Consider the following 11,969-nt stretch of genomic DNA (forward strand, 5'->3'; position numbering starts at 1 on the left):
ATAAGTGAGTAAAGACACCCATGAGCCTTTCCCTTCGCGACCAGTTGCTCAAAGCCGGCCTGGTCAACCAGAAACAGGTTTCCCAGACCAACAAGGCTGAGAAAAAACAGAAGCGCCTGGAGCACAAAGGCCAGGTCGAGGTGGACGACAGCCAGCAACGCCTGGCCAAGGAAGCCCTGGCCGAAAAGGCCAGGAAAGACCAGGAACTGAACCGCCAGGTCCAGGAAAAGGCCGAGCAGAAAGCCCGCGCCGCGCAGATCAAGCAACTGATCGAGGCCACCCGCCTGCCCAAGCTTACCACCGAGGACTATTTCAACTTCGTCGATGACAAGAAGGTCAAGCGCATCGCCGTCAACGCCCTGATGCGCACCAAGTTGAGCAACGGTGCGTTGGCGATCGTCGGCCATGCCGGCGGCTACGAAGTGATCCCGCGTGAAGCGGCAGTGAAGATTCAGGAACGCGATCCCAACCGTATCCTGCTGCTCAACACCCATGTCGAGGAAGCGGACGAGGACGATCCGTACGCCGCTTACAAGATCCCTGACGATCTGATGTGGTAAGCATGAAAAACCCCGCCTAGGCGGGGTTTTTTGTTTTAAGGAGGCGTTACTGGGGCGTGCGCTGGTTTTCCAGGACTTCCAGTTCGCTGCGGTACTGCTGGGCCAGGTGCTCTTCGTGGAACATGCCGACCAGTTGGCCCTGTTGGTGCACGTCCCAGATCCGCACGCCAGCGGCCAGGCCTTCGTGGGACATTTTCGATTCGTCGCGTTCGGTTACTTGAACTGTCATCGTCAAACTCCACTGCTTGATGGGCTGCGGCACTGTGTCGCAGGCCTTCTTTATAGAATTTGTTAGCAGGCTAAGTAAATTAAACGGCGATGAAACAAGTTTCATGAGGCGCAACGCATAGCACTGTAGGAGCGGCCTTGTGCCGCGAAAGGGCCGCACGGCGGCCCCGGCAATTTCTGCGTCGGCGCTGAAATCCCGGGGCCGCTACGCGCCCCCTTTCGCGACACAAGGCCGCTCCTACAGAGGTCGGCGTAGCCCAGGCAAAAAGAAGCCCCGCACAAGGCGGGGCTTCCGGTGTTACTGGGGCAATGACCAATCAGTTGCCCTTGACCGCCTTGCCATCGACCGTGCCGTCCTGCAGCACGATCACGTACTCCTTGCCGTCGGTCTCGACCTGGCGCAGTTGCACCAGCAGGTAGTCCCAGTTCTTGGCGAACCACAGCTCGGTGATGCGCTTGCTCTGGCTCGGGTCGCGTACGCGCTCGACCTTGATCGCATCGACCTGGCCGGCCTTGGTCGCGACCTTCTCGGTGCCCAGCACGCGGAAGTCGTAGGTGTCGATCTCGTCACCGTCGACCACCTGGTAGGTCATGCTCTTCTTACCGGCGGCCACGTCATGCTGCAGCGCCAACTGGTAGGACGACTTGTCCAGCACGCCGCGGTTGAGCGGCAGGCTGATCGCGTCGCCACGGTCGCTGCCGGTGACCTTCTTGCCGTTCCAGTCGAAGCTGAGGTCGACTTTCTTCGCCTTGCCCAGGCCACCGCGCTCGAAGTGGTACTTCTGCGGCAGCAGGGTGTCGTTGTCGAGCTTGAGGGTGCTTTGCTCGGTGAGGCTGGCGATCATCATGGAGGCCTTGAAATTAAGGTCCCAGGTACCGTTGGCGTTCTTCACCAGGCTACGCTCGGCAGTGCCGCTCATGGGCAGCTGCTTCCAGTCAGCCGTGTAACTGGCTGCGAAAGGCTTCAAATCAGCTGCCTGGAGGGGCAGGGCGAGCACGGCGAGAGCCAAGAGCAGGGCGCGACGCATAAATTCTCCTAGGATCGAATCAAGTGACCGCTGGCCGCCAGCGGCTGGCCATCCAGTAATGCACCCTGTTCGCCCAGACGCAAGCGTCCTTCGCCGAACCAGCGCACCGCCAGCGGGTAGATCTGGTGTTCCTGCAGGTGCACGCGCTGGGCGAGCGACTGCTCGGTGTCGTCCGTTGCAACCGGAACCACAGCCTGTACGACCAAAGGCCCGCCATCGAGTTCCTCGGTGACGAAGTGCACGCTGCAGCCGTGCTCGGCATCGCCAGCCTCCAGCGCGCGCCGGTGGGTGTGCAGGCCTTTATACCTGGGCAACAGTGACGGATGTATGTTGAGCAGGCGGCCCTGGTAGTGGCGTACAAAGCCGCCACTGAGAATGCGCATGAAGCCGGCCAGTACCACCAGGTCGGGCTCGAAGCCGTCGATCAGCGCCATCAGCGCCGCATCGAAGGCTTCGCGGCCGTCGAAACCCTGGTGCTCCAGCAGCGCGGTGTCGATACCGGCTGCCTTGGCACGTTCCAGGCCGTAGGCATCGGCGCGGTTGGAAATCACCGCGCGGATGCGTACCGGGCTGTCACTGGCGCTGGTGTTGTCGATCAGCGCTTGCAGGTTGCTGCCGGAGCCCGACAGCAATACCACGACGTTGCAGGTCTTGCTCGGCATCAGTGTGCCTTGAGGTTCTGCAGCTCGACCTGAGCGGCGCCTTCGGCGGCTTCGGCGATGTGGCCGATCACCCAAGGCTGCTCACCGGCGGCGCGCAGTTCGTTCAGGGCGGCTTCGACCTGATCCTGGGCGACACAGATGACCATGCCTACGCCGCAGTTCAGTACGCGGTGCATCTCGTGCTCGTCGACGTTGCCTTTTTCCTGCAGGAAGTCGAATACCGCCGGGCGCTGCCAGCTGGCCACATCGACCACGGCCTGGGCGTTTTTCGGCAGTACGCGCGGGATGTTGTCCAGCAGGCCGCCGCCGGTGATGTGGGCCATGGCCTTGACCGCGCCGGTGTTCTTGATCAGCTGCAGCAGCGGCTTGACGTAGATGCGGGTCGGCGCCATCAGCAGGTCGGTCAGCGGTTTGCCGTCGAGCTGGGTGTTTTCGATGTCGGTGCCGGACACTTCGAGGATCTTGCGGATCAGCGAGTAGCCGTTGGAGTGCGGGCCGGAGGAAGGCAGGGCGAGCAGGGCGTCGCCGGTGGCGACTTTCGAGCCGTCGATGATTTCGGCTTTTTCCACCACGCCGACGCAGAAGCCGGCCAGGTCGTAGTCTTCGCCTTCGTACATGCCTGGCATTTCGGCGGTTTCACCACCGACCAGCGAGCAGCCGGCCAGTTCGCAACCGGCGCCGATGCCGGTAACCACGGTAGCGGCCACGTCGACGTTGAGCTTGCCAGTGGCGTAGTAGTCGAGGAAGAACAGCGGCTCGGCGCCGCACACCACCAGGTCGTTGACGCACATGGCGACCAGGTCCTGACCGATGCTGTCGTGCTTGTTCAGGTTCAGTGCCAGGCGCAGCTTGGTGCCGACACCGTCGGTGCCGGAGACCAGCACCGGCTGTTTGTAGCCGGCCGGGATCTCGCAGAGGGCGCCGAAGCCGCCCAGGCCACCCATGACTTCAGGGCGTGCGGTGCGCTTGGCGACGCCCTTGATGCGTTCGACCAGTGCTTCGCCGGCGTCGATGTCTACACCGGCGTCCTTGTAGCTCAGGGAGGGTTGCTTGCTCATTGATCCAGGCCTTTAAGAGGGAGGGATTCTTGGAAAACGACCGGGACGGCCAAGGCCGGCTTCAGAAGCGGCGGCTGCCTGTACGTCACTGGTCTGCGAAGGCGCGCGATTTTATCAGGGTTGCCCCGAAGCGGCCATCCTCAGGCCGACGGGCAGGCCGGAAATCTGGGCAAAAAAGCGCTTTCACGGTGCGCGACTGGTTGCCGCGGCGGTGCCTGTATAAGGTATAGGCATCGTGACGGGCACAAAGGGCCGCGGCAGCGGAGCATTTCTCTGCGTTGCGCGGTCACAGCCGGCAGGTCCGGGCTCGTCGCTCGTGGTCATCTGGACAGGAATCCTCAATGCGTCTTTTCAATTACATCGCGGCCGGGTGCCTGGTGCTGGTCGGCGCTGCGGCGCAGGCCGAAACCGTCACCGGGCTGTATCAGGTCCGCGAACCGGTCGAAGGGCAGGGCGCCGATGCCCGCGCCCAGGCTACCAGCAAGGCCCTGGATACCCTGGTGCTGCGCCTGACCGGCGACCCCAAGGCAGCGCAGAGCCCGGCCTTGGCGGCCCTGCGCAAGGATCCCCAGCAAATCATCAACCAGGTCGGCACCGAGGCCGGGCCGCCCGAGGCGCTGCTGGTCGAGTTCGACCCCGGCAGTACTGAACGCGCGCTGCGCCAGGCGGGCCTGGCGCTGTGGGGCAACAACCGGCCGTCGATCCTCGGCTGGTGGCTCTTCGACAGTGTCGAGGGCAGCAACCTGGTCGGCGATGGCCAGGCCGCCGCCCAACCGCTGCGCCGTGCCGCCCAGCACCGTGGCTTGCCGCTGCGCCTGCCGCTGGCCGACCTGCAGGAGCAACTGGTGGCCAACGCCAAGCAGCTCGAAGGCAATGACCCGGCGCCGTTGCGCGAGGCGTCCGAGCGTTACGGCGCCAATGCCTTGCTGGCGGTGCATGCCCATGAGGCCGACGGCAAGTGGCAAGGCAAGTGGCAACTGTGGCTGGGCGACCAGCGCGAGCAGGGCAACGCCGAAGGTGCCGACCAGGCCGCCCTGGCCGATGCCGTGCTGCTGGCCGTGAGCAACCGCCTGGCGCCGCGCTATGTGACCCGCCCCGGCGCCAGCAGTGACCTGCAGGTGCAGGTGCAGGGCATGAACCTGCAGCGCTATGCCGAACTGAGCCGCGTGCTCGAACCTTACGGCGCGCGTTTGCAGATGGCCGACGGCGCCACCCTGACCTACGGCGTCACCGGCAACCGTGAGCAGTTGCGGGCGCAACTGGGCCTAGCCAAGTTGCAGGAGTTGCCTGCCGAGGCCGCGCCGCCACCTGCGGCCCAGGGCGAGCCGGGCGCGACACCCCCTGGCGCTGCAGCCAAGCCGTTCGATGGCTTGCGTTTTCGCTGGTAAGGAAGATTGGACATGATTGATACGCGTCGTTGGATCGGGCTGGGCGCCGCCTTGCTGGTCGCCGTGTTGCTGTACCTGCTGCACAACATCCTTTCCCCCTTCCTGGTGGGGATTCTGCTGGCCTACCTGGCCGACCCGCTGGTCGACCGCCTAGAACGGGCCGGGCTGTCGCGGACCTGGGGCGTGGTGGTGGTCTTCAGCTTGTTCACCCTGCTGTTCATGGCCCTGCTGCTGGTGCTGATCCCGATGTTGGCCAAGCAGCTGGTGCGCTTGTACGAGCTGGCGCCGCAGATGCTCGACTGGCTGCAGCATGTGGCCCTGCCTTGGGTGCAAAGCCGCCTGGGCCTGGCCGATGGGTTCTGGAAGTTCGACAAGATCAAGGCCGCCATCGGCGCGCACATGGGCCAGACCACCGACATCGTCGGTGTGTTGCTGTCCCAGGCCACCGCGTCGAGCCTGGCCCTGATCGGCTGGCTGGCCAACCTGGTGCTGATCCCGGTGGTGGGGTTCTACTTGTTGCGCGATTGGGACCTGATGATGGCCAAGCTGCGCAGCCTGTTGCCGCGCCAGCGCGAAGAGCAGGTGGTGGGGTTGGCCGGTGAGTGCCATGAAGTGCTGGGGGCGTTCGTGCGTGGCCAGTTGCTGGTGATGCTCGCCCTGGGCGTCATCTATTCCACCGGGCTGATGCTGGTGGGCCTGGAGCTGGGCCTGCTGATCGGCATGCTGGCGGGGCTGGCGGCAATCGTCCCGTACATGGGCTTCATCATCGGCATCGGCGCAGCCCTGGTGGCCGGGTTGTTCCAGTTCAGCGGCGAGTTGTATCCGATGCTGGGGATTGTCGCGGTGTTCATGGTCGGCCAGGCGCTGGAAGGCATGGTACTGACGCCCCTGCTGGTGGGCGACCGCATCGGCCTGCATCCGGTGGCGGTGATCTTCGCCATCCTCGCCGGTGGTGAGCTGTTCGGCTTCACCGGGGTGCTGCTGGCGCTGCCGGTGGCGGCGGTGATCATGGTGCTGTTGCGGCATGTGCATGACCTCTACAAGGAGTCGGACATGTATGCCGGGGAGATCGATCCGGACCTGTAAGTGACCGCGTCAACTGGGGAGCGGCGGCGAGCCGCCGCGCCCACAGGGGCTGTGTGAACATCGCAACTGCTTGATTTTACTTGTGCTCTTCCCCTGCCGGATTGTGCCGCCCGCGTTGCGGGTATAGACTTTGCACACTCTTCACCAAAGGCCCCCTGTGGTCCCCGCGACCGCCCGCGAGCATGAAACCGATCCAGTTGCCCCTGGGTGTGCGTCTCCGTGATGACGCCACCTTCATCAACTACTATCCGGGCGCCAATGCCGCGGCATTGGGCTACGTCGAGCGGCTATGCGAAGCCGACGCCGGCTGGACCGAGAGCCTCATCTACCTGTGGGGCAAACAGGGCGTTGGCCGTACCCACCTGCTGCAAGCCGCTACCCAGCGTTTCCAGCAGCGCGGCGAGCCCGCCGTCTACCTGCCGCTGGCGCAACTGCTGGAGCGCGGCGTCGAGTTGCTCGACCATCTCGAACAATACGAACTGGTGTGCATCGATGACCTGCACGTGATCGCCGGCAAGGCGGATTGGGAAGAGGCCATGTTCCACCTGTTCAACCGCCTGCGCGACAGTGGCCGACGGCTGCTGCTGGCCGCTTCCAGCTCGCCTCGCGAACTGCCGATCAAGCTGGCGGACCTCAAGTCGCGGCTGACCCTGGCACTGATTTTCCAGATGCGCGGCATGTCCGACGAGGACAAGCTGCGCGCCCTGCAACTGCGTGCCTCGCGGCGCGGCCTGCACCTGACCGACGAAGTCGGCCACTTCATCCTCACCCGTGGCACACGCAGCATGAGTGCGCTGTTCGACCTGCTCGAACGCCTCGATCAGGCTTCGCTGCAGGCGCAACGCAAGCTGACCATCCCGTTCCTCAAGGAAACCCTGGGTTGGTGACCCCCTGAAAACACGGGGCCAGAGCGTCAAAACAGAAAAGTCACATGTTTTTCGATAAAATTTGCAAATGGTTCCGATAGAAGGCATAGTTTCCCCCTTCTAAAGGACTACAGACACGGTCGTGCCCATGCTGAAGCGCTTCGCACCCCTCGTGCCACTTGCACTTGCCACCTTTCTGTTTGGTTGCGCCGCTCATGGCCCGGCCACTCAATCCCAGGATCATCGCCCGGTCGCCGAGCAATCGCTCAAGGCCAAGGCTTCCGCTTCTTCCGTATTCACCGAGGAAGAGCTGGCCAGCGAAGATGACCTGAATGCCTTCTCCAGCAACAGCAAGCCCTATCAGCTCCCGGTGCTGGCCGACAGCATCCTCGAGCGTGGCATGGCGCTGATCGGTACCCGTTACCGCTTTGGCGGCACCACCGAGCAAGGCTTCGACTGCAGCGGCTTCATTGGTTATCTGTTCCGTGAAGAAGCCGGCATGAACCTGCCGCGCTCGACCCGCGAGATGATCAACGTCGACGCCCCCAAAGTCGCGCGCAACAAGCTCAAGCCAGGCGACCTGCTGTTCTTCAGCACCAATGGTCGCGGCCGCGTCAGCCACGCCGGCATCTACCTGGGCGACAACCAGTTCATCCACTCCAGCAGCCGCCGCAGCGGTGGCGTGCGCATCGACAGCCTCGGCGATCGCTACTGGAGCAAGACCTTCATCGAAGCCAAGCGCGCGCTGGCCATGGCACCGACCACCATTTCGCGCAATTGATTTGATATCAAAATGCTGTACCCTGCCGCGGCGGCGTAGCTGAAAAGCTCGCCGCCGTGCGCATTTACAGAAAGCGTCTAATCTAATTTCTCACCTATTTTCATCTTCGGCCGTGGCCGAGGCTTGTCTGACAGGACGTTCGCATCATGGCGATGTTGGCGCGCTTCGCATTTCTCTCCATGGCGGCATTGCTTGCTGCCTGCTCCAGCCGTGCACCGGCCCCGGCGCCGGTCAAACAGCCCATGGTCTTCAGCCAGCAACCGGCGGCATCGCCTGCGGCGGAGGATGTGCTGTTCCGCGCGATCGGCCTCGTCGGCACGCCCTATCGTTGGGGCGGCAATACCCCTGATTCGGGGTTCGACTGCAGCGGCCTGATCGGCTACGTGTACCGTGATGCGGCGGGCATCAGCCTGCCACGCACCACGCGCGACATGATCGTCATGCGTGCGCCCAGTGTGGACATCAATGCCTTGCAGTCCGGCGACCTTGTGTTCTTTGCCACCAATGGTGGAGCGCAGGTCAGCCATGCCGGCATTTATGTCGGCGAAGGGCGTTTCGTCCATGCGCCTTCTACCGGCGGCACGGTGCGCCTGGACTACCTCTCCAGCAACTACTGGGCCAAGGCCTATCTGCAGGCCAAGCGGGTACTGCCGCCCGGACACCTGGCGCAGAATCCCTGATTTCGGCGCCTCGGCCAGCCGCTTGCTTTATCTACCGCGGATAGATTGAGCCGCTGGTAAAGGATGCGTGCTTCTTCATCGAAAGAGGCACCTCCATGAGCACCATCGAAAACGCGCTGCAGCACAATCTGCATGTGCTGGGCACCGGGCGTGAGCTGGCCCGGATGGCCGAAGGCTTGCTGCGCGATTATCCAGACCCCTATCAGTTGGCCATCACCGAGGCAGCCGGCATTCTGCGCGCACGCACGGGCAAGGACTGGGATCCGCAAGAGGTCTGGTGGCATCAATTCAGCGGCGCCAGTTCCAGCAGTCGCAGTTTCACCGGCTGGGCGCATAGTGGCCTGCCGGTCAAGTCGATGCGCTTCCCCCAGCTGATGCTCGAACGATTCGACGTGGCGTTCCAGGATGCCTCGGACGAACTGGACCTGTACGGCGGCTTCTATCGCCAGGGCGGGCATGCTTCTCGTTATGACGAGCGCAACGAAGTGCCCTTGCTGGCCCGCGACGTTCAGGCGGATTTCTGGGCTTTGGATTTCGCCCAGCTTTTTCGCCAGCAGGTGACCACGTTCTGGGACAGGCATCGCGAAGGCTTCCGTTTGTTGGCCAAGGTCAATCTGCTCGCTCAGTGCGCGACAGCAGAAAAAGATGGACGCTTGAGCGCCGAGGATGCGTCCAGCGTGCGGGCCATGGCGTCGCCGGAACTGAGGGCGCCGGGCCAAGTGCCGACGTTGGCGCAACTGCGCAGCGACGCTCGAACCGTCGATTTGGCCATCAGCAGCTACCGGATGGGGGCGGTCCAGCCGGGTCTGCATGTTTTCACTCGGCAGGGTGGCCGGGTCCTGCTGTACCTGCCATGGGCCGATCAGGCGCTGCGTGGCTTTGCGTCCCGACAGGCCATGGCCGGATGGTTGCGAAGCCAGCTGGGAACACCCGAGGGCAGGGCGCGTTTCGAGCAGGCCCTGATCTGCGATCCGCACGACAGTGACCTGTCCCTGGCGGTAACCCAGGCGCTGCAGGCGTTGGGCGACAGTCAAAGCGATGCCGCCGCACTGGTGCTGCTCGAGCAGGGGCGTATCGAGGTCAGCGATTCATTCTTCGAATTTCTGGCCGATCAGTCCCATGCACAGATGCAACGCGTCGCGGCACGCATGGTCGACAACAGCCAACTGCGCAAGGCCATGTGGCGTGGTTACCTCGGCGCTTTCCTCACGGTGTTCGGCGGTTTCGTGCCGCTGGGTTGGCCGATGTCCCTGGTGCTGCTTGGCGTCACCCTGTCCAAGGTCGGGCTGGATGTGGATGCGGCGCTTCATGCGCGCAATAGGCTGGAGCGGCGCGCGGCCATGCGGGCGGCGATCCTCGACTCGATCTTCGCTGCGCTGAACATGGTCGATGTGGGGTTCGGCAGTAGCTTGGCCTCGCTCGCCTATCAGGCGCCCTTTCATGAAATTGACGTTTCGTTGGCCGACTGGGAGGTGGCCGAGGCGCCGCAATCGACGCTCGAAGGGCAAGAAGGCAACGAGCTGCTGGAGAACAAGGCGCTGGGCCATGGCCGCTTGCAGGGCATTCGTCTGGGAGGGGATGGCTCGTGCTGGATCGAGTTGGACGGCCTGCCCTATCGAGTTCGCTATAGCCCGGAACTGTCCAGTTGGCTGATCGTGGACGCGGACAACCCCTTCGCCTTCGCTCCCTTGCGCCCGGTGCGCCTCGGCACGGCAGGCGAGTGGGAGCTGCTTGCTCCACCCCGGTTGGCCGGCGGCGCCCCGGAAAATAGCCTGGCCAGTGAGCCATCGGCTTTCTGGGATGAATACATGCGCACCGATGAAGCACGCAGCAATGCAATGTCCGAGGCGGCGCTGGTGCGTCAGCGGGCGTTGCTGCAGGACTGTGATTTTTTCGAGCTAGATGAGGACAGTGACCCCCTGGAGGACGAGGAAGGGTTCGACTACGCCGACGACGATGGCGCCCGTGTCTATACCTACAAACACCATGGCCTCTACAAGAACCACTTGATCCTGATCTACACGGATGAAGACGGGGCGCAGATCAATCGCTACCTGCGTGAAGGGGTACGGGAGTTCGATTACGGCGATGAAGTGGCGTACCTGAACAAACTCGCCGACGGGCTAGTGGGTTTGCCGGAAAGCCACGAGGTACCGTTGTACCGGGGCGGGCATGGTTCGCGCAGCACCAGCGGCAGCCACTTTCGCAACGGGCAGATCAAGGCAGGCGATGTTCTGGTCAACACCGACCTCACATCCTTCACTGAAAACCCCTACATCGTCCGGCTGTTCGCCGCCGACAACGATCTAAAGGCGAGCAGTGGCCTGGAGGGGGTCTTCGACGACAGCTCGGTGGTGTTCGAGCTGCCGGCGGGCAGTTATCAGCACGGAACGCCGGTCAGTGCCTTCTCCACGCATTCCAACGAGGCCGAAACACTGTTCATGCCGGGCTCCTACTTCCGTGTCGACGCCATCAAGGAGATCCGCGGCAGCGACTACCACTTCGTCAACGTCAAGCTGAGCGAGGTGCCCAAGCCTGCGACCGGCCCGGTCTTCGAGTTGCGCACCGGCCTGCCGTTCGACAAGGCCGGCTACACCGTGCGCTTGGGGAATGCGGAACTGGCAGACCGCTTTTTCCCCGACTGAGGGGCATCAGGCCTGTTTGAGCAGCAACGCCACGCCGGGGAAGTACTGCCCCAGCTCGTTGTGCAGCTTGCGATAGGCATAGGGGAAGTACCAAGCGATGGCGCAGGCGGTGTGCTTCTGCAGGTCGTCGACCAGGTCCTGCAGCTCTTCGGGGCTGGCGTGCTGGCCGGCTTTCCAGGGGGTGACGAACAGCGCGCCGGCCTTGAGCTGGCTGGCATAGCCGATGTGCCTGGCCTGGGCGGCGGTTTCCTGCAGCGCCGAGGCCAGGTCGAGGCGGGCGATACGTGGCCAGCGCTGGCCAGCATGCAGGTGCACGGAGGCTTCGGCGTTGCTGATCGACAGGTCGCACCGCCCCTCGCGCTCACCCTCGTCACGTTGCTTCTTGCTCTGGTACTGCTGCAGTGCCACCAGCTCGCCTTGCCAGGCCGCTGCCGCGAGCATGCCGACGTTGGCGGCGCTGCCGTGCCAGTAGGGCGCGTCAGCGTCCCCTTGCAGCTGGTTGAAGCGGTCGATGCAGTCGACCCAGCGCTCCAGCGCCGGGCGCAGGAATTCGAAGTGGGTGTTGTTGACTATAAGGCCTTGCATGCTGGGCGCTCCTTGTCATTGTCATTGAGGTCAGCGAGATTGATGGCTAAGTGATATCACTGCCATCAGTGTGGCACAAGCCGACGGATTGGCCATTGATCCAGGCCAGATCGGCCCACGTTCGATTGACGCTCCCGGTGCAACCCTCTAACCTTCGCGGCGTGTTTCAGGTGCCCTGCGAACCTTGGTTTGGCAGGGTGAAACTGGGAAGCCGGTGGGCGCCAGCAGGCGCGATTCCGGCGCTGCCCCCGCAACGGTAAGTGAGTGAAAATCCGCGCAGGGCCACTGGGTGCAAGCACCCGGGAAGGCGCGCAGGCAAGGGCCAGATGCCCGCTCACGAGCCCGGAGACCGGCCTGGAACTGCCAACGGCATCACGGAGGGTGATGCGCAGTGCGATGTGG

The 11,969-nt window shown here is 63.6% G+C and carries 12 protein-coding genes and 1 riboswitch; of the genes, 7 read left to right on the top strand and 5 right to left on the bottom strand.

Translation table 11 applies throughout. The features are described 5' to 3' along the window. Positions 1-20: 20 nt before the first annotated feature. A complete protein-coding gene (locus DM373_RS07980; RefSeq protein WP_110993028.1) occupies positions 21-560 on the top strand; it encodes a DUF2058 domain-containing protein in 540 nt (179 codons plus the stop codon). Positions 561-606: 46 nt separating this feature from the next. Here the strand turns inward: DM373_RS07980 and DM373_RS07985 are convergent, their stop codons facing one another. The 4 genes from DM373_RS07985 to purM form a co-directional block, all read right to left on the bottom strand. Further along, a complete protein-coding gene (locus tag DM373_RS07985) occupies positions 607-789 on the bottom strand; it encodes a hypothetical protein (protein WP_110993029.1) in 183 nt (60 codons plus the stop codon). A 316-nt stretch (positions 790-1,105) separates the two neighbouring features. Then, positions 1,106-1,816: a DUF3108 domain-containing protein gene (locus DM373_RS07990; protein ID WP_110993030.1), complete on the bottom strand. Its 711-nt coding sequence runs from the start codon at positions 1,814-1,816 to the stop codon at positions 1,106-1,108. An 8-nt stretch (positions 1,817-1,824) separates the two neighbouring features. Then, entirely contained in the window at positions 1,825-2,478 is a 654-nt protein-coding gene (gene purN, locus DM373_RS07995; protein ID WP_110993031.1) for a phosphoribosylglycinamide formyltransferase, read from the bottom strand. After that, entirely contained in the window at positions 2,478-3,536 is a 1,059-nt protein-coding gene (gene purM / locus DM373_RS08000) for a phosphoribosylformylglycinamidine cyclo-ligase (protein WP_110993032.1), read from the bottom strand. Before purM ends, purN begins: the two co-directional genes overlap by 1 nt. Positions 3,537-3,877: 341 nt before the next feature. Here purM and DM373_RS08005 point away from each other — a divergent pair, with 341 nt between their 5' ends. From DM373_RS08005 to DM373_RS08030, 6 genes are all read left to right on the top strand, one after another. Further along, on the top strand, positions 3,878-4,924 hold the full coding sequence (locus DM373_RS08005; protein WP_110993033.1) for a DUF2066 domain-containing protein: 1,047 nt from the start codon (positions 3,878-3,880) through the stop codon (positions 4,922-4,924). Positions 4,925-4,936: 12 nt separating this feature from the next. Continuing rightward, complete coding sequence (locus tag DM373_RS08010; protein ID WP_110993034.1) at positions 4,937-6,010, top strand: AI-2E family transporter; 1,074 nt, start codon at positions 4,937-4,939, stop codon at positions 6,008-6,010. 182 nt (positions 6,011-6,192) lie between these two features. After that, positions 6,193-6,897 (top strand): DnaA regulatory inactivator Hda, encoded by a 705-nt coding sequence (gene hda, locus DM373_RS08015; RefSeq protein WP_110993035.1) that lies wholly within the window; start codon positions 6,193-6,195, stop codon positions 6,895-6,897. A 127-nt stretch (positions 6,898-7,024) separates the two neighbouring features. Next, positions 7,025-7,657 carry a C40 family peptidase gene (locus DM373_RS08020; protein ID WP_110993036.1) on the top strand — a complete coding sequence of 211 codons (633 nt, stop codon included), beginning with the start codon at positions 7,025-7,027 and terminating at the stop codon, positions 7,655-7,657. A 146-nt stretch (positions 7,658-7,803) separates the two neighbouring features. After that, entirely contained in the window at positions 7,804-8,337 is a 534-nt protein-coding gene (locus DM373_RS08025) for a C40 family peptidase (RefSeq protein ID WP_110993037.1), read from the top strand. A gap of 95 nt (positions 8,338-8,432) precedes the next feature. Further along, complete coding sequence (locus DM373_RS08030) at positions 8,433-10,982, top strand: dermonecrotic toxin domain-containing protein (protein WP_110993038.1); 2,550 nt, start codon at positions 8,433-8,435, stop codon at positions 10,980-10,982. 6 nt (positions 10,983-10,988) lie between these two features. Here the strand turns inward: DM373_RS08030 and DM373_RS08035 are convergent, their stop codons facing one another. Then, entirely contained in the window at positions 10,989-11,567 is a 579-nt protein-coding gene (locus DM373_RS08035; protein WP_110993039.1) for a hypothetical protein, read from the bottom strand. Positions 11,568-11,718: 151 nt separating this feature from the next. After that, a riboswitch (cobalamin riboswitch) is annotated at positions 11,719-11,939 on the top strand. Positions 11,940-11,969 lie beyond the last annotated feature (30 nt).

Origin of the sequence: Pseudomonas sichuanensis (assembly GCF_003231305.1) — a bacterium.
GTDB lineage: Bacteria > Pseudomonadota > Gammaproteobacteria > Pseudomonadales > Pseudomonadaceae > Aquipseudomonas > Aquipseudomonas sichuanensis.

What these genes read in the sequence shown, in the direction of transcription:
- hda (WP_110993035.1), top strand. Translation starts at nt 6,193, where the DNA reads ATGAAACCGATCCAGTTGCCCCTGGGTGTGCGTCTCCGTGATGACGCC.
- purM (WP_110993032.1), bottom strand. Translation starts at nt 3,536, where the DNA reads ATGAGCAAGCAACCCTCCCTGAGCTACAAGGACGCCGGTGTAGACATC.
- DM373_RS08035 (WP_110993039.1), bottom strand. Translation starts at nt 11,567, where the DNA reads ATGCAAGGCCTTATAGTCAACAACACCCACTTCGAATTCCTGCGCCCG.
- purN (WP_110993031.1), bottom strand. Translation starts at nt 2,478, where the DNA reads ATGCCGAGCAAGACCTGCAACGTCGTGGTATTGCTGTCGGGCTCCGGC.
- DM373_RS07980 (WP_110993028.1), top strand. Translation starts at nt 21, where the DNA reads ATGAGCCTTTCCCTTCGCGACCAGTTGCTCAAAGCCGGCCTGGTCAAC.
- DM373_RS08025 (WP_110993037.1), top strand. Translation starts at nt 7,804, where the DNA reads ATGGCGATGTTGGCGCGCTTCGCATTTCTCTCCATGGCGGCATTGCTT.
- DM373_RS07990 (WP_110993030.1), bottom strand. Translation starts at nt 1,816, where the DNA reads ATGCGTCGCGCCCTGCTCTTGGCTCTCGCCGTGCTCGCCCTGCCCCTC.
- DM373_RS08005 (WP_110993033.1), top strand. Translation starts at nt 3,878, where the DNA reads ATGCGTCTTTTCAATTACATCGCGGCCGGGTGCCTGGTGCTGGTCGGC.
- DM373_RS07985 (WP_110993029.1), bottom strand. Translation starts at nt 789, where the DNA reads ATGACAGTTCAAGTAACCGAACGCGACGAATCGAAAATGTCCCACGAA.
- DM373_RS08010 (WP_110993034.1), top strand. Translation starts at nt 4,937, where the DNA reads ATGATTGATACGCGTCGTTGGATCGGGCTGGGCGCCGCCTTGCTGGTC.
- DM373_RS08030 (WP_110993038.1), top strand. Translation starts at nt 8,433, where the DNA reads ATGAGCACCATCGAAAACGCGCTGCAGCACAATCTGCATGTGCTGGGC.
- DM373_RS08020 (WP_110993036.1), top strand. Translation starts at nt 7,025, where the DNA reads ATGCTGAAGCGCTTCGCACCCCTCGTGCCACTTGCACTTGCCACCTTT.